Annotated in this window: 30 protein-coding genes; all 30 read right to left on the reverse strand. The window is 63.1% G+C overall.

The window, feature by feature from the left end:
- Positions 1 to 24: 24 nt before the first annotated feature.
- The 30 genes from IPK79_00930 to IPK79_01075 all read right to left on the reverse strand — a co-directional run bounded on the left by IPK79_00930 (position 25) and on the right by IPK79_01075 (position 20134).
- Positions 25 to 273, reverse strand: a complete 249-nt coding sequence (locus tag IPK79_00930; protein ID MBK8188998.1) for a hypothetical protein — start codon at positions 271 to 273, stop codon at positions 25 to 27.
- A gap of 55 nt (positions 274 to 328) precedes the next feature.
- Positions 329 to 2425: a hypothetical protein gene (locus IPK79_00935; protein ID MBK8188999.1), complete on the reverse strand. Its 2097-nt coding sequence runs from the start codon at positions 2423 to 2425 to the stop codon at positions 329 to 331.
- Positions 2426 to 2541: 116 nt separating this feature from the next.
- Positions 2542 to 3630, reverse strand: a complete 1089-nt coding sequence (locus IPK79_00940; protein ID MBK8189000.1) for a hypothetical protein — start codon at positions 3628 to 3630, stop codon at positions 2542 to 2544.
- A gap of 29 nt (positions 3631 to 3659) precedes the next feature.
- Complete coding sequence (locus tag IPK79_00945) at positions 3660 to 4583, reverse strand: hypothetical protein (GenBank protein MBK8189001.1); 924 nt, start codon at positions 4581 to 4583, stop codon at positions 3660 to 3662.
- A gap of 112 nt (positions 4584 to 4695) precedes the next feature.
- Positions 4696 to 5460, reverse strand: coding sequence for a hypothetical protein (locus IPK79_00950; GenBank protein ID MBK8189002.1), 765 nt, complete (start codon positions 5458 to 5460; stop codon positions 4696 to 4698).
- Positions 5461 to 5462: 2 nt separating this feature from the next.
- Complete coding sequence (locus IPK79_00955; GenBank protein MBK8189003.1) at positions 5463 to 5810, reverse strand: hypothetical protein; 348 nt, start codon at positions 5808 to 5810, stop codon at positions 5463 to 5465.
- 9 nt (positions 5811 to 5819) lie between these two features.
- Complete coding sequence (locus IPK79_00960) at positions 5820 to 6692, reverse strand: hypothetical protein (protein ID MBK8189004.1); 873 nt, start codon at positions 6690 to 6692, stop codon at positions 5820 to 5822.
- Entirely contained in the window at positions 6685 to 6945 is a 261-nt protein-coding gene (locus tag IPK79_00965) for a hypothetical protein (GenBank protein MBK8189005.1), read from the reverse strand. The genes IPK79_00960 and IPK79_00965 overlap by 8 nt, the downstream gene beginning before the upstream one ends.
- Entirely contained in the window at positions 6935 to 8533 is a 1599-nt protein-coding gene (locus tag IPK79_00970) for a hypothetical protein (GenBank protein ID MBK8189006.1), read from the reverse strand. The genes IPK79_00965 and IPK79_00970 overlap by 11 nt, the downstream gene beginning before the upstream one ends.
- The gene (locus IPK79_00975; protein MBK8189007.1) at positions 8530 to 8727 is read right to left on the reverse strand and encodes a hypothetical protein; all 198 of its coding nucleotides are present in this window, start codon (positions 8725 to 8727) and stop codon (positions 8530 to 8532) included. Before IPK79_00975 ends, IPK79_00970 begins: the two co-directional genes overlap by 4 nt.
- Positions 8727 to 10091, reverse strand: coding sequence for a hypothetical protein (locus IPK79_00980; protein ID MBK8189008.1), 1365 nt, complete (start codon positions 10089 to 10091; stop codon positions 8727 to 8729). Before IPK79_00980 ends, IPK79_00975 begins: the two co-directional genes overlap by 1 nt.
- The gene (locus IPK79_00985; GenBank protein ID MBK8189009.1) at positions 10072 to 10548 is read right to left on the reverse strand and encodes a terminase; all 477 of its coding nucleotides are present in this window, start codon (positions 10546 to 10548) and stop codon (positions 10072 to 10074) included. The genes IPK79_00980 and IPK79_00985 overlap by 20 nt, the downstream gene beginning before the upstream one ends.
- On the reverse strand, positions 10545 to 10856 hold the full coding sequence (locus tag IPK79_00990) for a hypothetical protein (GenBank protein MBK8189010.1): 312 nt from the start codon (positions 10854 to 10856) through the stop codon (positions 10545 to 10547). Before IPK79_00990 ends, IPK79_00985 begins: the two co-directional genes overlap by 4 nt.
- A 10-nt stretch (positions 10857 to 10866) precedes the next feature.
- A complete protein-coding gene (locus tag IPK79_00995; GenBank protein ID MBK8189011.1) occupies positions 10867 to 11130 on the reverse strand; it encodes a helix-turn-helix domain-containing protein in 264 nt (87 codons plus the stop codon).
- Positions 11127 to 11444 carry a hypothetical protein gene (locus IPK79_01000; protein ID MBK8189012.1) on the reverse strand — a complete coding sequence of 106 codons (318 nt, stop codon included), beginning with the start codon at positions 11442 to 11444 and terminating at the stop codon, positions 11127 to 11129. Before IPK79_01000 ends, IPK79_00995 begins: the two co-directional genes overlap by 4 nt.
- On the reverse strand, positions 11441 to 11920 hold the full coding sequence (locus IPK79_01005; GenBank protein ID MBK8189013.1) for a hypothetical protein: 480 nt from the start codon (positions 11918 to 11920) through the stop codon (positions 11441 to 11443). Before IPK79_01005 ends, IPK79_01000 begins: the two co-directional genes overlap by 4 nt.
- A 150-nt stretch (positions 11921 to 12070) precedes the next feature.
- On the reverse strand, positions 12071 to 12280 hold the full coding sequence (locus tag IPK79_01010) for a hypothetical protein (GenBank protein ID MBK8189014.1): 210 nt from the start codon (positions 12278 to 12280) through the stop codon (positions 12071 to 12073).
- Positions 12281 to 12491: 211 nt separating this feature from the next.
- Positions 12492 to 14126: an AAA family ATPase gene (locus IPK79_01015; GenBank protein MBK8189015.1), complete on the reverse strand. Its 1635-nt coding sequence runs from the start codon at positions 14124 to 14126 to the stop codon at positions 12492 to 12494.
- A gap of 653 nt (positions 14127 to 14779) precedes the next feature.
- The gene (locus IPK79_01020; GenBank protein ID MBK8189016.1) at positions 14780 to 14929 is read right to left on the reverse strand and encodes a hypothetical protein; all 150 of its coding nucleotides are present in this window, start codon (positions 14927 to 14929) and stop codon (positions 14780 to 14782) included.
- The gene (locus tag IPK79_01025) at positions 14929 to 15135 is read right to left on the reverse strand and encodes a hypothetical protein (GenBank protein ID MBK8189017.1); all 207 of its coding nucleotides are present in this window, start codon (positions 15133 to 15135) and stop codon (positions 14929 to 14931) included. The genes IPK79_01020 and IPK79_01025 overlap by 1 nt, the downstream gene beginning before the upstream one ends.
- Entirely contained in the window at positions 15132 to 15326 is a 195-nt protein-coding gene (locus IPK79_01030) for a hypothetical protein (GenBank protein MBK8189018.1), read from the reverse strand. Before IPK79_01030 ends, IPK79_01025 begins: the two co-directional genes overlap by 4 nt.
- Positions 15323 to 15508: a hypothetical protein gene (locus tag IPK79_01035; protein MBK8189019.1), complete on the reverse strand. Its 186-nt coding sequence runs from the start codon at positions 15506 to 15508 to the stop codon at positions 15323 to 15325. The genes IPK79_01030 and IPK79_01035 overlap by 4 nt, the downstream gene beginning before the upstream one ends.
- Positions 15508 to 15708 carry a hypothetical protein gene (locus IPK79_01040; protein MBK8189020.1) on the reverse strand — a complete coding sequence of 67 codons (201 nt, stop codon included), beginning with the start codon at positions 15706 to 15708 and terminating at the stop codon, positions 15508 to 15510. The genes IPK79_01035 and IPK79_01040 overlap by 1 nt, the downstream gene beginning before the upstream one ends.
- A gap of 1 nt (position 15709) precedes the next feature.
- Positions 15710 to 16354, reverse strand: a complete 645-nt coding sequence (locus tag IPK79_01045) for a hypothetical protein (protein ID MBK8189021.1) — start codon at positions 16352 to 16354, stop codon at positions 15710 to 15712.
- Entirely contained in the window at positions 16354 to 17262 is a 909-nt protein-coding gene (locus IPK79_01050) for a site-specific DNA-methyltransferase (protein ID MBK8189022.1), read from the reverse strand. Before IPK79_01050 ends, IPK79_01045 begins: the two co-directional genes overlap by 1 nt.
- Positions 17259 to 18740 (reverse strand): helicase, encoded by a 1482-nt coding sequence (locus IPK79_01055; GenBank protein MBK8189023.1) that lies wholly within the window; start codon positions 18738 to 18740, stop codon positions 17259 to 17261. The genes IPK79_01050 and IPK79_01055 overlap by 4 nt, the downstream gene beginning before the upstream one ends.
- Positions 18737 to 19246 carry a hypothetical protein gene (locus tag IPK79_01060; GenBank protein MBK8189024.1) on the reverse strand — a complete coding sequence of 170 codons (510 nt, stop codon included), beginning with the start codon at positions 19244 to 19246 and terminating at the stop codon, positions 18737 to 18739. Before IPK79_01060 ends, IPK79_01055 begins: the two co-directional genes overlap by 4 nt.
- Positions 19243 to 19434 carry a hypothetical protein gene (locus IPK79_01065; protein ID MBK8189025.1) on the reverse strand — a complete coding sequence of 64 codons (192 nt, stop codon included), beginning with the start codon at positions 19432 to 19434 and terminating at the stop codon, positions 19243 to 19245. Before IPK79_01065 ends, IPK79_01060 begins: the two co-directional genes overlap by 4 nt.
- Positions 19431 to 19739, reverse strand: a complete 309-nt coding sequence (locus IPK79_01070) for a hypothetical protein (protein MBK8189026.1) — start codon at positions 19737 to 19739, stop codon at positions 19431 to 19433. The genes IPK79_01065 and IPK79_01070 overlap by 4 nt, the downstream gene beginning before the upstream one ends.
- Positions 19739 to 20134, reverse strand: coding sequence for a hypothetical protein (locus IPK79_01075; GenBank protein ID MBK8189027.1), 396 nt, complete (start codon positions 20132 to 20134; stop codon positions 19739 to 19741). Before IPK79_01075 ends, IPK79_01070 begins: the two co-directional genes overlap by 1 nt.
- Positions 20135 to 20139 lie beyond the last annotated feature (5 nt).

The raw sequence follows: 20139 nt of genomic DNA on the forward strand, positions 1-20139 counted from the left end.
ACTGCCAGACGCCGCGATGAATCGTTACCCAATACCGGCACGAATGCCGGGCGAGGAACGCCAAGCCATGCCCTTGCCGCCGTTCTCCGAGACGCCGATGCACGCAACCGGGTCGGTGTCGTTGACAAGCACGGTGTAGGCGTAAGGCGCCGCCGCGCACGCTGCCGCCGCTTCGTCGATCCCGCCGAGCACGGCAAACGCTTCGGCCTCGTGCTCGCGCGCATCCATGCGCTCAAGGTGCCACGGCTCAAACGGGACGATCCGCGCGGTCATGTTGCTGTTCCGTTCGCTGCAACTTTCGCAACTTTCGCAACTTTCGCATGGGCGGTCATGACGAAGCCGATTCCATCAGGAACGCCATCGAGCGCACCTCGAACGGTGCCGGCAGCCGGTGCTCAATCAGCAGGTTGTATCGGTCGTCGTAGCTGGACGCCGGCAGCGCAGTCGCCTCGCTGGTGAAGATGTCAACCGGCTGATCCATCTGCCGCGTCGCCACCGCATCGAGCGGGAATAGATGATCGCTGTCAGGGCCAACCCAGCATTGCGTGCCAGGCATGCCCTCGACCATTACTTTGATGATGCGCCGCTGCCGGCCGGCAGTCGTGCCATCTTGCGATCCGACATCAGGCAGAATCGGCTTGACGCGAGCCACAAACTCGAGCCCGACATGCACGACGGAAGCCGGCTCGTCGATCGTGATCGCGCCGCCGGTCACCACCTCGGCCGGCAACACCATGCCATCGGCGAGCACTTGCACCGTCGCCCCCTCGAGGTGGCCGAGGCCGCTGATCGTCGTTGCCGGAGCGCCGCGATAACTCAGCCCGCAATCAACGTAGAACGCATCGCGGATGTCATCGCCAAGGGTGAACCGCGGATCGAAGCATTCGACGAACCGCCGCGTCTGCCCCCCGACTGTCCGACGCACGATCAACCAAACCTCGTCATCTGGATCGCCCGGAATGCTGGCCACGCTCTCGACCACGCCGGCTGTAATGTGCCGATGCCAGCCCATCACCTGATGCTCCGGCAGCCACGTGCAGGCGGCGAGCTGGCCGTCTTGCCGCGCTACCCAGATCGTTTGCTCGCGCTCTTCCTGAAACGCCCAATCGACGGCCGGCGATGTTAGGACATGCGTCGCCAGGACGTTCAGATCTTCGACGTCATAGCCGTCGACCCGCGTGCGCGCATAGTGCAGGGCCCGGATGCTGCGGCGGCTGCGGTGAACGTACACCAGCGCCGTGCCGATGCGCTTGGCGCCCAGCGTCTTTGCGGCTCCCGATCGCGATTCCAGCGACGCGGCAACAGCGGTCGGCGTGATCGTCGGATCGCTGATGCCGGACGAGACAACCCACGTTCCGGCATCGGTTCCAATGGCGATCGCCTGGCCGAATGTTTTGATCCACCGCGCCTCGTGCACGTCGTCCTCAAGCAACGGGTACGAAAGCGCGTCGTCATCCTTGGTGCCGAGCGTGAAGTTGTAGAAGTCCGCCGAACGCGAAAACTCGATCCGGCCCGGGTCGGCCGGCATGCCGCCAAACGCGAACCGTTGCTGATGAAACCCGGCGCACGATGGATATCCTCGGCTTCCGCCCCACGCCGGCGAGCGCAGTTTCCACCCGCCGCCGCCTACCGCCGTCGTCGCACTGAGCGGCGAGCGGATGATGCCTGACATTGCCGTAGCAGACGACCAGCCGGTGAGTTCGATAAACCCGCCCGCGATATCAACGAACTTGCCGACGTCAACCGTGCGAAACCCGCCCGTTGCCAAGGTGAGCGTGACGACGGAGCCCACCGGGTCTTTCTTGTCGGGAGTGCATGCCGTGTTTGGCGAGCCAACAATGCGCCACTGTTGAGCACCGAACGCCAGCGCCGGAAACGGCCGATTGACCTGAGCGGTCACAACGTGCTCGCTTGAATAGCCGATGATAGTTGCCTGTCCGCCGCCTGCCTCAACCAATCTATCCACGTCGCTGGGTAGGAACGCCGACGCAGCGCTAAGGGTGACCGTGCCCGTAGCCGCAGAAATGACCAGCGCCACAAGGAACTCATGCCCCGGCTCGTACGTCGCTGGCGGCGAAAACGGCAGATCGGAGAGCACCCATGCAGTGTGTCCGGTGCGGGTCAACGCACGCGGCGGGTGAGCGGCATGGAACAGGTACAGCACGTCGAAACTCTGCGTGTACGTGAGTTCGAGCACATCCGCCTCCGAATACGGAGACGCCACCTCGTAGGCCGCGCTGCCCGAAACAATCTGCGCCTTATCCTTGTAGAACCGGAAATATCCCGCTCCGGCCTCGATCATATATGCCTGCGTGGTCGAGAAGCGGAACGGGATCAGACGCGATCGGCCGGCGTGAACCTTCGTCGACGCAATGAACCGCGTGCCAGGCCGCTTGCTCAATCCGCCTTCCTTGCGGACGAACATGTTTTCCAGCAGGTAGCATCCGTTTTCTCGCGCCGTCAGGCCAACGCGGGCGGCAAGCAGCGGGCTAATCTCCCCGCTGTGAACGAGTTGCGCAGGATGTTAGCGCGCGCCATTGGCTACACCCACGATTCAGGGGCGAACTGATTGACCCACGATCCGACTTGCTGCGCTTGCGGCGTGCCCTCCGCTCCGTCCACCGCGGCGGCATCAACCAGCGCCTGCCGGTAAAGCTGATGCATCGCCTGCATGGCGGTATCCGATCCAGTGATGCGGCGGGCGTTCGTCCACGCCCATCGCAGCCCGACGACGGCGGCGAGCAGGCCGCTCATCTGAATGTCTTCGCCATCTCCGATCGGTTGGCCGGATGGCGAGACGGCAAGGTTTCGCGTGTACAACACGTCGAGCGGCGCCGGCGCATTGGTCATCAGCCGCCGGCCGCGCCGTGTCCATGGGTCGCTACGCTTGATCAGCCCGCGCACCCGCAAGCAATCGCCGGGGAGGATGAACTGCCGGGCGTAGTCTCTCGGCGCGCTGACTTCTGCCGCCAGTGTCGCCGTTGCCGTCGCGTCGTTCCACACGTCAAGCTCAAGAACGGCTTCCATCGTGGCGCGGAACGTCGCGCGGGCACAAACGGCGGCGGTCGATTGTTCCTCGAAAGAACTAATCGGCCGCTCGCCGAGCGCCTCAATCCCGATGTTGACGATATCAATCGGTGTCACCGGGATTTTCCCCCTTACGCGAAGATGACGTGGCCCTTGAGCGTAGCCGCCGCCGGGATGTATCCATTGCCGGGTGCGCCGGCGACAGTGGCGTTGACCACATATCCGCCGACAGAATCCATCGCCACGTTTAGCGGGATGAACACCTGTCGCGGCTGCGGAAACGTCCAGGTCCTCCTTAAACGCGGTCGCCAGCGCGTTGACGGCGGTCGCGTTGTCGCTCTTCGTGTGGGCCTCGTACCCGATATCGAGCACGCGGCTTGAACCGAACGCCGAGCACGCCACCACCATGCCGATGACGGTATGCTTGCCGGCCGGCATCTTGACGAGCCCCTGTGTCGATGTGGCGTCGCCAGCCGCAGCGCCTTGAGTGAAGTCGAACGGCTGGACCTTTAGGTCCATTGACGCTTGAGTGCGGGTCAAAGCCGTGGTGAGCGTGCCCTCCTGCGTCTTCAGGATGGTGGATCGCTCGGTTGTAACTCCCATCTTGGTAACCCTTTCCTATCAGCCGTGGCTTACGCCTCGGAGCATTTGACCTCGGCGATCATCTTCTCTTCGGCACGAGCCGCCCCGAACTGAGCGTGCGCGTGCGCCTGCCACGGCAGGCCTTCCCAATCCTTGCGCTGGGAAAGGTCAGTCGTCAGCTCACGGGTAACGCCGACGCGCATGCCCATTGGCATCCACACGGGGCACCGGCGGTAGGAGTTTCCGTCCACCGGTAATCCCTGATAATTGTGGAAGTCGATGTTCAGGTAATTCAACCGGCCGGTGCGCTCGAACTGCCCGAGCAAACTGTCGCGGTCGGTCACCTTGTCATCGTTCAGCATGTCTTTGAGCTGCTTGGCGGTGATCGCCATATGCAAGCCGTTGCCCGGCCCGTCGTCCATGATCGCTTCCTTCTGGACGAACAGAGCAAAGACGGCGTTCAGCTTTGCGCGGTTGAGTCCGGTGGCGGCCGGCGTGCCGCTGTTGACGACATCGACGGCGATGACCTGGCCCGCAGGGAACGTGACATCAGTGTCATCGCCCGGCAGCGTCTTGCCGCGCTTGACGGCGGCGAACATCGCAGCGACGGCAACCGAATCCTTGCGGCGGTTGTACGTCATGGCGATCTGCCGCATCACCGAACTGGTCGGATCGGTCAGCCGCACGGTGTCGGAGAAATACGGCCAGTGCTTCGTGAACTTCCACGAAGCGGTTTGCAACCACCGGCGGGTGAACTGCAGCTCGCTAACGGTGATCGGCTGATAGTCCGAGCCGGGAACAAACGGCAGCGGGTCTTCAAACGGCGCGATTTCGTCGAAGGAAAGGCCCTGCTCTGCGTCGACGTTGAACTGCTCGCAATACTGCCAGATCCGGCTCGTCTCCTGCTGCAGCAGCAGCCGCAGCCCGTCATGGTAAGCAACCTGCACTTGATTTTCAGTAGGTCCGAGTGCCATAGCACACCTCGCGTTGATCCAAACTGCTTGCTGTGGTTGGGTTGCCCGCGAGGCGCGGACCCGGTTAGTGGTAGGCTAGTTTTCCAGACCCGTCTTGAACGGGTTGCCCGGATTATCTCTTAAGCGCGAACCCGCGGATGATGTATCTGCCGGTTCCCGATTTCGTAAACGTCCCGCCGCCGATCGTGCCGGCGAGCGGCATGTCCGCTATCAGCAGGAACAGCCGCATGGTATCGGCCGTCGCCTGCGAGGCCATTGCCCATTTTCCGCCCGTCTCGCCAGTGAAGCCGGGGACTGTTTCCGACGCGGAGAGCGCGCCGAATTGCAGCGCCAGCCGGCCCGGCGCGGCTATCGTCACGGGGGCGTCAGTGATCGAATTGGCTGCGCCCGAGACGACCGCGGCGCCGATAACTGACGCCGGATTAGCGTTGCTGAACGCGTGAATAACCGATTGCTGCGTACCGGCCGCCGTGCCACCCGCATTGGTAATTGATACGGTGCCCGTTTCTGTCCCGTCGGCGACCTTGCGATGTATCCATTGCCGAGTGGTGCCGGTCGTGTCCGCATAGAACAGTTCCCAGCCATCGGGAAACGTGTATGTAGCAGCCGCCTGCGTTGAGTTGTTCATGTGCGCTGTCTGCATCAGCAGCACGTCGCCGGCCTGTGCCCGCGGGAAGCCGGGCGTTATCGCGACATTGCCGGCAACACGGCTGTACGCTCCGCTGCCTTGGTACATTGGCATCGGCGGGATGCCAAGGCCGAAGAAGCGCGGGGAGAAGTACCGCGGGGCAAAATGCCGCAAAGTCACAAGTTCGTTCAGCACGCCCCGATCATCGGGCGGGCGGCGGAAATCAGTGAACACATTGCGGCGCAGCATCGCTATTTCCCGATGAGCTGCAACACGAGGCCAGTATCGCCAGCCTGGTAGTCGCCAGTCGCAACGCCGACGTCAAACTCGTAGACGTCCGGCAGCCCGGTAAAGTGTGTCACGAGCGACCCGGCCGAGCCCATGTCAGCGGCGACGATCTTCTTGACCGTATCCCATGCGCCCGCCACGCCATCATTCGCGGCCGCCTTCAGCCGCTGGCGGAACGTGACGACTGACCCGGACGTAAGCGCCGACACAACCGTCAGCGACAGTGCGCCATCAGCCGGCGAGACGGCGCCGGCGGTGGTGCTCAGCCACGTGTTCTGTGCGGTGACCGCTATGCGGTTTTTGTCGGCCAAGTCTACCTCCTATGCGCCGGCAGCGATCTTGCGCTGGATGGCGGTTTCCCACTGTGCACGAGCCTGGCGCTGCGCCTCTGGACCGCTCTTGCCTTTGATGCGGCTTTGGAAGTCCCCGTCGGCAATCAGCCGGTCAACCTCGGATGCCGCACTTGCTGCGCCAGCACCCCCGCCAGGAGTCGCGCCGTCCTCCGACGTGTCGCGCCCGATCGCCGCGAACATCTTCCGGAACGTCGGGTCGGCGTCGAAGCCGTACTGCTTCAGCCAGTCGCGGAACTCATCGCCGCCATACTTCGACACGGCGCGATCGGCCAGAGCGGTGCGGGTGTCGTATTCCGGCCCCCACTCGCGCCGCAACGTCGCCTCGCCATCTTGCGCGCGCTTTGCCATCTCGGCTTCGTGGTTGCGCATCGCCTCGACGTTGGCCCGATGCAATTCTTCATTCAGCGTCTGCACCGCCGCCGGCGCGAGCCCGAGCTTATGAAAGACGGGAAGCCGCGCCTTGATCAGGTTTTCGTCGTACGGGTAATCGTCGGGCAGGTCCGCCGGCTTCTCCAGCTTGTAGCCGTCGGGCGTCTCGGGGCGGCCAAGCGCCGCATAAATCTTGTCGAAAGCGCCTGGCGCCTTGGGATCATCCGGCAATCTGACGATCTTTTCTGCCGGCGTATGCAGCAGCTTCTCGGCGTTGATGTACGAGCGCGCGACGTGCGGCAGCGCTTCAGCAGGATCGCCGAGCTTGTCCCATCCTTTTGCGGTTGCAGCGATCTTCAAATCATCCGGCCACGCCCATGCCTGCGCAGCGGGTGCTGGCGCTTCGGTGGTGACCGGTGGCGGCGGCGCGTCGGTTGTCGCAACTGGTGCGGCCGAAGTAATCTCAGTCAAAGAACTCTCCATCTTTCACGTGGCCGTAGACGATTTGCTGCACTTGATCGTTGTCAAGCGCCATTTGTTCGGTGATCCACAATATCACGCTGCGCTGCCCTTCGCGATATGCACTCTCGTGCGTGTCCCCGGCGCAATAGGTGGACCCGATTGCACGAAAGCGCGCCGCCAGATCAGCCAGCACCCACTTACCGGAGCCATCGGCAAATGCGCCCCGGTAGATCGAGGCGCGGCGCCGGAGCCTACCCAGCATAGGTGCTCTCCGCGTCCGCGGCCAACTTGGCAACGGTGGCGCCGGTTATTGCGGTCTGCCCCAGCGCAGCCATCTGCTGCTGCTTGGCCTCGGCCTCGCGCATCGCCTGCACACGCTCACGCGATGCCAGCACCTTGAGCGGCGCCCCGAACGCCTTGGCTAGCTCGCGGATCGTCTCTTCGCTATCGACCACGGCAGCGGCGCGCGGATCGAACTGCGCCACAAGCGCTGCGCCTTCCAGCGTGCGCTGAATGGATTCCGCAACCGCCAACTCCTTGCCCTGTGAGATGACAGAGCGGAACTCAACGTCGTAATCTGCGAATGATCCCTCTTGCGGCGGCTCGATAACGCCCGCGCGGATCAGCAGCCCGAAGAACCGCTTGCCGGCCGGCTCGGCCATCTCTTGCTCGAGCCGCCCCACCGGTGCGCCCATGCGCCGCGCCATCTGCTGCCGGCGCCCGATCCATTCGGTTGCCGTCATGTTCGGCGACTCGGGCGGCTGAAGCAAAAAGTAGAAATATGCCTCGCGGATCGCGTTGCGCCGATCGTGCTCGTACTCAAGCAGGAACGGCAAGCCTTCCGCCGACGGCCACTTCCGCACCTCGGCATTCGCCGCCGCGACGTTGGTAGAGTAGCTGTGCACCGCGCCTGGCCGGCGCGCTTGGCTCAGTCCGCGGCGGAACATGCCATCGGGCACGTAGACCTCGGGCTCCGCGGTGTACTGTCCGGCCTTGAGATTGGTTCGGCCCATCGCGTTGACGCGGATCACCTCGTCGAGCACGGTCATTCCAGGCGACCAGCCATAGGCCGAGCAGCCCGAGCGATCCCAACGCGGCACGACAAAGGGGAACTCGATAAACCCGCCCTCGTCAAGCAGATGCTTAGTGTCTTCCTCGATGTAGACGCTGGCCCAAGGCATGCGCGTCCGCGATGCGCCTGGCACCTCCCAGCGCGGGTGCACCGAATGCAGGATCGTCACCTTCTCGCCGGGATACTTTTCCAGCCGCTGCCGCACCCGTGGCGACGCGCGATCGCCCCACGTTTCGACCACCTGGCGGACGGTCATCGGGTAGCGCCGCATGCGGGTATCAACTATGCCGTACGCGTTTTCGCCGATGACGATTTCCGACGCCGGCTCGTATTTGCAGATTAGATGTTTGCCGGGGACATCGCTGATGAACATGCATCCATGGCCGAGCCCGGCAGTGGAGCGCAACACCGATTGCCGCGCCGTCGTCCAACCCGAGCGCGGATGATCAATCGCGGCGTTGAGGTTATGCGTCGCGTACGCCGCCCACTCAGCAGCATAGCCGCCCATCTCCATAGCGCGATCGTCACGCGGCACGACTTCGAACGGGTCGCGCCGAAACAGCATCTCATCGAGGCCGGCGACGAGGTTGTCCAGCACCTCACGGCCGGTGTCGTCAACAGTCGGCGACGTCGGCGGACCGTCTGGATTGACGCCCCAATTTTCCGCCTCCTGCGGAAAGAAGTAGCGCACGAGCTTGCGCCACTTGTCCTCGCGCGCCGATCGCTCGGATAGCAGTTCTGACCACCGCTGAATGATGCTGTTGGCGGTGTCTGTCATTGGCCGAGCAGCACCTTTGGGGCGGTCGGAGCCGGGTTGACGAGCCCGAAGCCACCGGTGACCAGCGTGCTCGAGCGCCCGGCCGCCAGGCGGTTGCGCTTCTCCTCGAGGCGCCGCGCCTCGTTCGCCGCAGTGTCGTCAACAACCGGGACGGGCGGCGGTGCCTTCGGTGCCTTCGGTGTCCCGCCCATCATCAATGCTCCATCATGTTCCACGGCCGGCGCGTGCCCGGCCACTCGTCAACAGCCGCCGTGATCGGCCGGTGCATGGCGCCAATTCGGAACGCGTCGCATCCGTGCGAGGACCAATCGTGGTGCGGAACGTCCTGATATGTCTGCCGCTTCTCGTCGTACTCACGGTGGTACTGGCGCAGCGCTGCAATGCCGCGCTTGCACCGCTCGGCATCGAACCAGCACCGCGGCAGCATCCGACGCACCTGGTCGATACCGTCGGCGCGGTATCCCTTCTCCGAGAGCGGGATCGTAGATTGGATTGTAGGCTGCACGCCCAGGCCAACGAGCGTGGCGGCGCGCGTTTCGCCGACGCTGATGTCCCGGCTGCGGGTGTCGTGCGGCATCACGTGCTCGCCGTAGAGATACCCGCACTCGGCGGCGCGTTCTTTCAGCATCTTGGCGTAAAACGGCAGGCCCTCGCCGCTCGCCTCGAAATAGTCGATGAGATGCACGGCAGCGCCGACGCGCTGTACGAACCAGATCGCGGTCGCATCGCTGATACCCAAATCCCACCACGTCTCGACCAGCTTTGCGGGGTCGTGCGGGACTTTGGTGATGCGGCCCTCGTCTTGAGCACGCGTCATCAGCCGGCCGTAGTATGCCCCCGGCATCGCGGCGGTAAAGTCGCAGAGGTATTCCTGCCTAAAGCGAGCATCGCCTTCCTCGTCGCCGAACAGGTCTATCAGTTCGCGGCGCTCACGCTCGAGCGTAACGTCCGAAAACACGCCCGTCTTGGTGGCAGGCAGAATTTCGCAGTACCAATCAGGATCGTTGCGCGCCGCATCGAACATCGAGGCCGCATGATTGAGGCCGCGCGGGGTGGTAATGAACAACGCCCAGCCGTCGTTTTCGGCCAGGATCGGGCGCAGGAAAGCCCAGCTTTGCGGATCAGCCAGCGCCCATTCCGAATAGACGATGCCGATTGGCGTGCTGCCGACGAGCGAATCGTAATTATCCGAGCCGATCAGTTGCCAGGTCGAGCCGCACTCGAAGTCGATCATCATCTCTTGATCGCGCGTGCGACTGCGGATCGCCGGCGGAAAGGCCTCGTCGATGCGGCGCAAGCCAGTGTGCGGGTTGATCGCGTGCCAAATGGCCTTGCGTGCCTGCGCCGCTTCGGGAAGCATGTGCCAGTAATTCCCGATGCGATTGTGAGCCGCTACGGCGGTCCAGTGCATGGCGATCGCGTCTTTTCCGCTGCGGCGGTGCCACACTGGGATCGCGCGCTTACAGCCTGCCTCCATAGCTGCCCATAGCGGCCATTGGTACCGCCGCAATTCGAAGTTGTGCGGGAGGACGACCGGATCAGGCCGTCGCAGCGCCATCGCCATCTGTGCCCTCGGGCGGCTTGAACATGTGGCGAATGACCACCTCGGCCTTCAGCGGCTCGCCATTCTCGCCGGTCAGCGCAACGCGCTCCCGGTACTTGTTTGGATCGGCAGCCTTGAGCAGAAAGATCAGCATCGTGTCTGAATATTCGCGGATCAGGCCGACCTCGGCTCCCATCTGATACACTGGCTTGTCAACGCCGTCGTGAGCACGCCGGTACCCTTCGTCCTCCAGATTCCAGCACGCCACCTTGAGCGCTTCGGCCCAGGCGCTCGCAAAGTCTGCATGCTCGTGCCGCCAGTAGAGCGCCGTGCGGCGGCTGATGTTTGCCGCGATGCACGCGTCCTTGACTTTGCCGGTTTCTGCGAGCGCCTCGGCAAACTTCTCAATTACCTCTGGCGTGCAGCCGTGCTCTCGATCTGCGTAAGCCGGCGAAGGCGATACAGTGTTCACGCCACCCTCCTGGCGCCGATGCGGTGCCGCTTGCGGATAATCGAGATAGTGCTGCGCCCGAGCTCAGCCGCCATCTCCTCGTCAGTGAGGCCGGTCGCCGCCATCGTGCGGAGCAAATCCACCTCGGCCAGAGACCACCGCCGCAGCGACCCGGCCAGGATGCCGCGTTCTCGCATCCTGGCGATTCTGTGCTCTACCACTCGCGGGGAAATATCCAGCACATGCGCAATCTCAGTCATCGTCAGCCCGACCACCCACAAGGCAGATACACCGGCATCATGATAACTGATGGATTGCGCATTTGTCACGGGGTTTGGTCTACCGGCTGTGCTGCATGGCCCGCAGCATGTCCCGCGCCTTGCCGAGCTGATCAAGCGGCAGAGAGCGACAGATCTCCTCGATCTCGTCCTGCCACCTGATCCGCATCACCGCGGCACTGAGACGGTCCTCCGCCCCGGCCGGAGGGGCAGTCTCCCAGCGGTACAGCGTGGCGCGGTCGACGTGGAGCGCAGCGGCAATCGCGGCTCTGGTCAAGCCGCTCTGCGTCAGACGGGCCAGCGCCTCGGCAAAGGCGGTGGTCATGGCTTGCTCCTTTCCAGCAGGACCTTGACCAGCGCATCAGCTTCGGCGACGACATCCGGCGTGGCGTAACTAAGGTCGCAGAAGCCGCTCACCGAATAGCCAAGCAGCTGCGCGATCTGCATCTGATCTTCGGCCGGAAAGTCCATGCGCGCCAGCTCGTTTAGATCTAGCTGACCGGTGCTGAACAGATGATCGACGATCTTGTTCCGGCGAAATCTGGCGACGCCGTGCTTGTCAATCTCGATCGGCTGCATCGGGTGTTTCACGGCGCGTGCTCCTTTGGTTGGCCGGGCGATGATCTCGGCGCGGGTCATGCCGACACCTCGTGCGCCATCAAACGGTCGCGGAACATGCGGGCTCGCGCATCCCCCGCCGCAGCCCCCCATCCCGCCGCAGCCCCCACCCGCGCCCCCGCCGCAGCCCACGCCGCAGCCCTCGCCGCAGCCCACGCCGCAGCCCACGCCGCACGCAACTCATCGTCTGTCGCGTTACCGTCTGCATGTCGGCGCGCGACATCAATTGCGTTGCGGCTCCGATCGTCCGTCATCAGGTGGCGCACCGCGTCGGCGAAATCGCACGCCAGGTGCCGAGAGAACGAGTCTGCCGGCTCGATCGTTGCGCGAAGACACCACAGCGCGTCCTCAAGTCCGTTGCTGTCGAGCACGGCGGTTAGCGGGACCGGCTTATTGGCGCCGTGCTTGCGGACGCCACCAAGCGATTTAGCAAGCTTGGCGTAGCCCTCTTTGCAGGCTTCGTGCTCGCGCAATAATTCAAACGTTGTGTGCAGCATGTCATCATCTCCCGTTCCGATAGAGAGATACTACCAGATTGCGCGGCACATGCAACAGAAAAATGTTGCATCGCGCGATTATTTTATGCCGCGCCGGGGCGGATGCCGCCGCTGGTCTACCATCGGCGGCCGGCTTTTAGTGTCTCGCAATCACCCTTCCTTGTTGTCCGCCGAGCACGGGGGTTCTTCTTCCGCCTCGTCCTCCCTTCGCCGCAGTTCGGCATTCTGCCGCTCGATCGCCTGGATGACATCAACCGTCTGCTGAAAGCGCTTTGCGAGATAGTCAAGCGTCCTAGCCTGGGCCCGGATGTCGAGGGCGGCGAAGGCGGTTAGGATGGTGAGTTCGGGATCGTTGGTCATGATGTCGTGCTCCTTTCTGTTGCGCCGTTTGAACGAGCCTCCATAGGGATGGACCCACCCCTCAAAAGAGGGGCCGTCCCCAATGAGAGCCCCAATAAAGGGGGCTCATTGGGGCGTGCCCCATTGATGGGTTTATCCCTAGGCCAATTTCATTGGGGCAAACCCCAATCCGCCCCAATGAAAGCGGAATGAAAAAATCCATTGGGGCGCCTCACGTTGGCCTTTTCGAGCCGTCTACGAACAGCCCCTTGCGTGTTTCCCGCTTGCTGGGAGATTTGTGATCTGCAACCACGAGCAAGCCTGATTTTACCCACGCTTGGATGATCTCGCGGCATTGTCCCTCTGTCTTGTCGGGGGCTTGTTCTTGTATCAGGCGCCAGGCTGCGCGATCGGTCGCGGCGTTGGCGTTTGAGTAGCGATCTCCGTCCGGCATGCCAGCGTCGATATTGTCGAGGACGAGGTTGAGCGTTTCCTTATTCAGACCGTCCCATGTTTCCGGCGGCGTCCACGGCTCGACTGCCTGCACGTTATCTCCTGCTGGGTAGTCTGGCGTCTGGTTCCCGATTGGAATTGATGCGAGGCGATACCATCGGGCTTTTGATGCACGTGGCGCGAGGTTAGCTTTTGCGTCGTCGATGCGGATCAATCGGACACGATCGTCATCGAGCACGCCCATCTTCGATGCTTCGTCAGTCGTCATGCCGGTAACGGTGAGAGACACGCGAGCTGCTGCGACGATGGCGCCCGCACCTCGCGCCAGGTCCGCATCCCCGGGCGTCGCCTGCCCCTTGCGGTTGTGATGCAGGACGAGGCATGCGCAGTTGCACTTGTCGGCGATACGGACGAGCGCGCGCATCACCACGTCTATGCCGTCGTTGCTGTTCTCAGGGGCGCCAGAGAGCTTCACAAAGGGGTCGAGGATCACGACGTCGCTTCGGTGCCGACGGATTGTCTCTGCTATTCTGTCGGCGCCGCCGGTCTCTACGACATCGCCTGTTTCGGACATCTTGGTCAGGCTGACGGTTGAGCCGGTGAGGCAGACGACAGCGAGCCACCCGGCGCCGATAAGATCGATGCCGTGATGCATGCGCGCGGCCTTCAGGCGGCGCCGCATCTCCTCCATGTTGTCTTCTGCTGTGACGATCAGCACGCGCGATCGGTGATGCACCCTATCGCCTACCAGCGGCCTCCCGGTAGCTAGGGAAAGCGCCCATGCGATCGCGACGGATGATTTGCCGACGCCACCGGCCGACGCCATCACCGTGACGTATTGACGGCATAGCATGGTCCCGAGCAGCCAGCCGCGCGGCGGGATTGCGCCGAGGTTGAGGTCTTCGGCGTCCTCGTAGATGTACGATCCGCGCGTGTAGCCATAATCGACATCGATGTTCGAGATGCCGATGCCGGCGAGCGATATTGCTTCGCTGACGTCGTGCCCGTTGTAGGCGTGCGTTGATAGCTCGTCGGCGATCCCGATGAGTTGCCGCCGGCACGCGTCCGCCTTTATCCCGCGGGCATACGATTCGGCAACGGACGGCGTAACGCTGGAATCGGCAAGATGCAGCAGGTATTTCGGGGTGATCTGCGTTGAGTCGTCGGAGTTCGTGAAGAACGATCGCAGCGTCACCGGATCGGCGGCGTGACCGGCCTCGATGAGCTCGACGCAATGCGCGTAGATTTTCTGGTGCTCGACGAGGATGAAATGCTCTGCCTGCAGAACGGGGCTTACCTTGTCGTACGCCTTTCTGCCGAAGACGAAGATTGATCCGAGCACCGCAATTTCCGCATCGGTGTTGTGCGGGAGCCGGCGGTTGTAACCTCCGCGGTTGGCGGCAAGCATCTCCATCACTTCGCCTCCGCACGCGCGTCGGCAAGCCGCTCGCCGACGCTCATACGCACGCATGGCGTGATCGAGAGGTTCCCGTGCTCGTCAACGAACACGTGCCCAATCATCCGAGGCGTCATACGAGCCCCCAGCACATCGGGCGCAGAGCCACTCCCGAAACCATCCGCCGGCCGCGTCCTTGATCTCGCTCCACCCCACCCGCAGCGCCTCGTTCCTTGCCGCGCGCTGGCCCTCGCCCCACTGCCGGCCATCGACCTGCACAGCCGGCCCGGTCGCGGCGCACGAGACGCACGCGGCGCGGTATTCGAGCGGGTGCGGCAAGTCGGCCCCGAGCGCGGTGCAGGTTATTGGCATCACAAAGGGTGCTCGTCGAAAAAACAATCTAGCGCGCCGCTAAGTCCGTCAGTCATTGCGGCGTTGTACCCACGCATGTAGTCGCCCGTTTCTCCAAATTCGTCTATATCCCCCTCAGTCATACAGAAATTGTCCGCGCACCATTTTGCGAACTCTCGGATCATGTCTCTCGCTGCATCGCTTAATCTTGAAAACGCGTCATCAAACGCAGAGTCTTCCAACATCATCTCCATGCCCCCCTGCCATCATTTCGCGCAGCGTCGCGCACGCTCGGGCGTCAAAGTCGTTGTAGAAGACGCTCACTGCATCCCAAGCTCGGCCTTGATACGCTTCAGCAGCGCCAGGTCTTTCTCGACTTGTTCACGTGCTGCGCTGGTGCCTGCTCTTGTGGCTGCCGCCTTTTCTTTCCATTCCTCTGGCACCGGCTTGCCCTTGTTCCATCCACCCATCACATCTTCCCCGCTTCCCGGCACTGGCACGCGTCGCACCGGCACTGCTTCAGCCGCACGACCTCATCCCATCCGGCATGTCGCGTCGCCTCGGACGCCTGTAGCTGGGCGCGGATGGCAGCAAGTTCGCCGATCAGCCGATTGGCCCGCGCCCGCTCGTCGGCCAGGTCGTACTGCGCGCGGCGTAGATCGAGGTCGTTAGTCATTCGTCGGCGAGCCGCTCTAGCCACGAATGCTGCGCATCGCTCAGAAACATGCGGTCCGCATATTCCTCGTACTTGTCGCGCAAACCGACGAGAAATTCCTCCTCACGGGTCGTGCGCGCGTTGCTTTCGGCCGCGTCTAATGCGGACTCGAAATCTTCGGTCGTTTCGTAATGATCAAGCAGCCTGCTCACTTCCGCACCTCATTATTTGCGAGATACTCAGCCATTATTTCGACGACGCGCGCGACCATTACGATAGGCCACAGCGTCAGGATACCGGCGCGGCGCATGTCGTTGGCGAGCGTTGATGCCGGCGATAGGCACAGACACGCCGCCCAGCCGGCAAGATACCCAACATGAAGCGCCGCAATCATCAGAGCCGCCCGCGCTCGGAGAGCACGGCGATGATGTCGTTGATCTGCCGCTCTAGTGCGGCGGCGCGATCGCGGTGAGCGTTATTCGACGCTATGAGCGTCGCCTGCCATTCCGGGCAGCCGTCCGGCGGCACCGAAGCCCTGCGGCACACGTCGATCTCATCGAGCGCGGCCTGCACGCGTTCTGCGAGTGTCGGCATCTCATCCCACCATGTAAATGACGTTGGCCGTCGGCACGTGCGTCGGCGGCGAGACAAAGCGCCGCGCGCCGTCTCCGGGATCGACGTTGTGCGGGGAGTAATCCGGGGTACTCGCTGGCTTGGAAACCGCCGGCCACGGCAGCGACATCCAGCAGGCGTTCTCCGGTGCGACCTTCCGAGCCGACTGAATCGTCAGGCCAGACGCCACGATCTCGATGATACGAGCCGCGTCGTTTGGTCCGCCCGGCCGGCGCACAACGATTGCGCCGCTTTTGCCCAGCCGCCATATGATCGTCGCGACGCTGCTACGAGTTAGCCCGGCAGCGGCCGCTATCTCGGTATTCGTCGGGCAGGGCTTGCCAGCTTCAGCGGCGGCGACCAGATGGGCGAGCACGATGTCTGGCTGCATCATGCCGGGGCCCCGTTCACCAGGCCGTGAATCTTGATCGTGTAGTGTTCGTAATACGGTTGGCCCGAGCGCCTGCACCGGCTCGGCTGTCACGGTGGTTACGCCGACTGATCGCCATGCATCCTCGATCATGCGGCACAGGATCAGCGCGCCGTCGTGCCTCATGAAGTCATGCGTCTTGTACAGGCTCGGCGCCGTCGCCGGTATCGGCGGAACGTTCGTTGCTATTGCGGTCATTACTTTCCTCCGAACAGTTGCATTTGGTTGCTAATTGCCGCCAAGTGGCGTTTAGCTTGCTCGAAATAAGACCGCTTCAGCTCAACCCCGACAAATCGCCGGCCTTCTTCAAGCGCGACGACGCCCTCGCTGCCAATGCCCATAAACGGGGAGATCACAGTGTCGCCGGGGTTGCTCCACATGATGATGGATCGGCGGATGACATCGAGTTGCAGCGGGCAGACGTGCCGTTCGTCGGCGTGGTCTCGAGCCTGGCGCTGAGCGACAACCCCGCCCAGAACCTTGGTTTGATCAACGGTCATCCATACCGGCGACGCCCACTCTTGCCACTGCGATAGCGGGAACTGCTCTGGCGTGTGGCGAATTGGCTGCGGGTTGTCCCCCGGCTTGCGAAAGATCATCAGGTAATCGGGGAGCCCCGGCGCAGACATGGAACTGTCTTTACACAACTCGCCGTAGAGCAGATTGCGCGAGTGCGTCCGCCCCTGCTCGACGACCGGGCATTTCCAGATTGTCACGCGGCGATAGAAGATGAACCCAGCGCGCTCGTGCGCTTCTCGGATTTGGTCGGAGAACGGCTTGAGGCCGATATAGCCGTCTTTCCATTTGCGCGTCGGGAGGTCGGAGCAGTGTACCGCGGCAATGCGGCCAGGCTTCAAGACGCGCAGCAGCTCGCGGGCCATGAAATCGTAGTGCGAGAAGAACTCTCCGTCGCTCCCGCTATTGCCCATGTCGGCAACGCTGTCTGAGTAGACGAACAGATCGCCAAACGGCGGCGAATAAACGCTATGCCCTATGCTGTCGTCAGGTAACTGGCGCAGTATTTCGTGGCAGTCTCCATTGTAGATTGACGCGTCGCCTAGATGCGCGTCGTCAAGGCACAGCACCGCCCTATCGGCGCTCGTCATCGAGCAATCCATGATGGCAATCTCCCGTAATGAGTGGGGGTATATTCGGCCATTGCGCACGATGATGCGGATCTGTTGCGCGCCATCGCTGCGGCCATTTCCGCCTGCATGCGCTTGTGATCGGCCTCTTTTCGAGCGAGCACATCGTCTGCTTGGCGCTCACTTTCATCAACGATGAGATGCGCGTGCACCTCGCGTTTCTGGCCGAACCGGTGAAACCGCTTCACCGCCTGAAACCATTCCTCGTAGCTGAATGTCCGGCCGATAAAGGCCGTGCGGGCGCAGTGCTGGAGGTTAAGCCCGTGGCCGCAAATGCCGGGCTTGGTGACCAAAACGCGGGCTTGGCGATCAATGAACGCGGCGATCGCCGATTCCTTGTCTTCGATCCGCATTGACCCGCGCACCTCGACGGCGCCCGGTATTCTGGCCATCAGCTTCTTTGCCTCGTCGTCGGTATTGCACCAGCAAACCCATGCCTCACCCGGCTCGCCGTGCACTAGGCCGGCAACCAGGTCCGCACGCGCATCGGATGTCTGCCGCTTTGCTGCGAACATTGAAGTCGCACTTGTTGCTGCCGCGAAGAGCTCGCCGTCCTTTGGCTTGATTGCAGCGATCGCCGGCTTATGGCGGATAATCTTCAGCGGGGGCAGTTCGTATCCGTCGTCAGAGAACCCCATGTCGCTCGGCATCACAGCCATGCGAGCCCACGATGCGACCCAATCCCAAAATGCCGAAACAGCGTGCCCCTTGAGCCGCCATTTCTGTGAAGCTGTGCTGGTGTCGTTGACAAACCACCGAGACAGCATCTCTCGATAGTCGAGCACGCCGAGGAACTCAGACTGAGTGCCTAGCTCCATATGATCGTTGGGCGCCGGCGTCGCGGTCGCGGACAAGCGGAACCGATGCCCAGCAAATGCTGATGTCAGCAGGCGGGTGGTTTTCCCGCCGAAAGCCTTGATAGCGGACCCTTCGTCTATGCACACTGACCCGAACGCGTCGGGGTCAATCTTCTCGATGCGGTCGTAATTGCAGATGCTCAGGCCGTCGCGCACGTCTGCCATGCTGCGGATCACGCGGGCGTCATATCCTCGCGATGTCCCTTCGCGCTCAAACTGCATGGCGACGGCCAGCGGGGTTAGGATAAGTGCCCGGCCGTTCGTGGCATCAGCCGCGTGCCGGCTAAATTCTAGCTGGACGCCAGTCTTTCCGAGGCCGGTCGAAAGAAAGGCGCCGGCCCGCCCGCGGTGCAAAGCAAACTCCGCCGTCGCGGCTTGGATCGGGAGCAGCCAATCCGCAAGTTCCGGCGTGCGTGTAAGACCTGTTGCCACGTGCGCCGGGCGCTTGCTGTCCAAGAACGCCGCGTACTTCGACTTCGCGCCGCCGAACCACTCCCGCACCCCCTCGTGCCCGTCAGCCGCTAGCCTGCAGGCTTCGTGGTACGTCGCCATCGCGTCGTCTTTCGCCCATGCTTCGGTCACAGCGCCAGGTCCTTTCCGCCCGAGCGCACCCGGCGGCCAAATTCGCCGATTAGGCACGCCTCGGCCCGATCGGCGTGGCATTTCGCTTTCCAATGATGCGCGTGTGACGGGAACAGTTCGTTAGCCCGCGCGATGACGAGCGACTTGTCGCCGGGCTTTTCGGCGCGCCTGATGCCGAGTGCATTGCGCCACGTCACCGGCGAGACGAGCGTCATCGGGATAAAGTGAGCGGCGAGAACGCCGCGGATCGCGCCGAAGACCTGGCCGAAGGCGAACGCCTGAATGGCGCCGTCTGTCGGCATGGCGCCGACGCGCTCTATGAAGGCGTGGTCGATATGACCGGCTGCGTCGATGAGCCGGGCAAACTCGTACGCATCAAGCTCGCGGCGCTTCTTGTCGCTCTTGACGACCACGGTTGTCGGCAGGTCGAGCACGAGGACGGGGGTGCCGTCCTTGACCAAGGCAAAGGCGCCGTTGACGCCTGGGTCACAGCCAAGCACAATCATGTGTCTAGCACCGCGAATAGATCATGCTGCCCGGATGCTGAAGCAGAATACTTGACGGTCAGCATAAAGCCGGCCGCAATGATGAGCGTGACGATCGTTGCCGCCGGGCCGACTACCCACCGCCAGCCGGCCGGCGAATCCAGCCACGACATGAGCTCGCCGAAGCGGTTGCGCTTGAGCACGCTCATGGCCGCCCCCACTTGGCGCACGCCTGGTCGAGCGACGATCCGCGTTGCACGGCGGTCTCGTAGCCGGGCACGGCGGCGCGCATCTCGTTGCAGTCGATGGCGATCCATCCAGACTCGTGCGTCTTGACGTCGGCGGCGAACACGGCCACGTGCCCCTTGCCGTCTGTCGCGACGGACGCGGCATCGAAGCAGTTGGTGCCGAGGCACCACCAATCCGGCTCGGCCGCGGTAGCCACGCCGGACGCAAGGGAGAGGACGGCGCAAACCTGCGCCGCCCGCACCACGGGCATGAAATTCAGCCGCATCACATCCCGTCCGCGCGCTGAACCCACTGGTTCGCCAGTTCCCAATTGCCCTGGCGCGCCGCCTCAAAAGCAATTCGGTAGTTCTCACACTTGCCTGAATCGTCGGTCCACTCAAGCAAGCCGAACGCGAACTTATTGCCCTTGAGGCAGCCGCTCGCAGCGGTAGGCGCCTGTGACAGGCCTACCGCATATCCGGTATTCTCGTTCTTGGTCGAATTGCCGCCGGAACTGCCGCCGGTGCCGACCGCCGTGCCGCCTTCAGCCGCGGCGCCGGACTGTGATCCAGCGACGGCCCCGGCAACGGCCTGTGCGCCAGCAACAGCGATTGGGTTGGCTAATGCCGGGCCGGATACGATCGCCAGCAGCGCGCCGGCATAGATGCATGCTTTGTGCACAGTTC

The sequence above is a fragment of the Vampirovibrionales bacterium genome (genome assembly GCA_016712355.1).
Classification (GTDB): domain Bacteria; phylum Cyanobacteriota; class Vampirovibrionia; order Vampirovibrionales; family Vampirovibrionaceae; genus JADJRF01.

Coding starts and splice junctions, on each gene's coding strand:
- IPK79_00930 (MBK8188998.1), bottom strand. CDS start 273: ATGACCGCGCGGATCGTCCCGTTTGAGCCGTGGCACCTTGAGCGCATG.
- IPK79_00935 (MBK8188999.1), bottom strand. CDS start 2,425: ATGTTCGTCCGCAAGGAAGGCGGATTGAGCAAGCGGCCTGGCACGCGG.
- IPK79_00940 (MBK8189000.1), bottom strand. CDS start 3,630: ATGGGAGTTACAACCGAGCGATCCACCATCCTGAAGACGCAGGAGGGC.
- IPK79_00945 (MBK8189001.1), bottom strand. CDS start 4,583: ATGGCACTCGGACCTACTGAAAATCAAGTGCAGGTTGCTTACCATGAC.
- IPK79_00950 (MBK8189002.1), bottom strand. CDS start 5,460: ATGCTGCGCCGCAATGTGTTCACTGATTTCCGCCGCCCGCCCGATGAT.
- IPK79_00965 (MBK8189005.1), bottom strand. CDS start 6,945: ATGCTGGGTAGGCTCCGGCGCCGCGCCTCGATCTACCGGGGCGCATTT.
- IPK79_00970 (MBK8189006.1), bottom strand. CDS start 8,533: ATGACAGACACCGCCAACAGCATCATTCAGCGGTGGTCAGAACTGCTA.
- IPK79_00975 (MBK8189007.1), bottom strand. CDS start 8,727: ATGATGGGCGGGACACCGAAGGCACCGAAGGCACCGCCGCCCGTCCCG.
- IPK79_00980 (MBK8189008.1), bottom strand. CDS start 10,091: ATGGCGCTGCGACGGCCTGATCCGGTCGTCCTCCCGCACAACTTCGAA.
- IPK79_00995 (MBK8189011.1), bottom strand. CDS start 11,130: ATGACCACCGCCTTTGCCGAGGCGCTGGCCCGTCTGACGCAGAGCGGC.
- IPK79_01000 (MBK8189012.1), bottom strand. CDS start 11,444: ATGACCCGCGCCGAGATCATCGCCCGGCCAACCAAAGGAGCACGCGCC.
- IPK79_01005 (MBK8189013.1), bottom strand. CDS start 11,920: ATGCTGCACACAACGTTTGAATTATTGCGCGAGCACGAAGCCTGCAAA.
- IPK79_01010 (MBK8189014.1), bottom strand. CDS start 12,280: ATGACCAACGATCCCGAACTCACCATCCTAACCGCCTTCGCCGCCCTC.
- IPK79_01015 (MBK8189015.1), bottom strand. CDS start 14,126: ATGGAGATGCTTGCCGCCAACCGCGGAGGTTACAACCGCCGGCTCCCG.
- IPK79_01020 (MBK8189016.1), bottom strand. CDS start 14,929: ATGGGTGGATGGAACAAGGGCAAGCCGGTGCCAGAGGAATGGAAAGAA.
- IPK79_01025 (MBK8189017.1), bottom strand. CDS start 15,135: ATGACTAACGACCTCGATCTACGCCGCGCGCAGTACGACCTGGCCGAC.
- IPK79_01035 (MBK8189019.1), bottom strand. CDS start 15,508: ATGATTGCGGCGCTTCATGTTGGGTATCTTGCCGGCTGGGCGGCGTGT.
- IPK79_01040 (MBK8189020.1), bottom strand. CDS start 15,708: ATGCCGACACTCGCAGAACGCGTGCAGGCCGCGCTCGATGAGATCGAC.
- IPK79_01045 (MBK8189021.1), bottom strand. CDS start 16,354: ATGACCGCAATAGCAACGAACGTTCCGCCGATACCGGCGACGGCGCCG.
- IPK79_01050 (MBK8189022.1), bottom strand. CDS start 17,262: ATGACGAGCGCCGATAGGGCGGTGCTGTGCCTTGACGACGCGCATCTA.
- IPK79_01060 (MBK8189024.1), bottom strand. CDS start 19,246: ATGATTGTGCTTGGCTGTGACCCAGGCGTCAACGGCGCCTTTGCCTTG.
- IPK79_01065 (MBK8189025.1), bottom strand. CDS start 19,434: ATGAGCGTGCTCAAGCGCAACCGCTTCGGCGAGCTCATGTCGTGGCTG.
- IPK79_01070 (MBK8189026.1), bottom strand. CDS start 19,739: ATGCGGCTGAATTTCATGCCCGTGGTGCGGGCGGCGCAGGTTTGCGCC.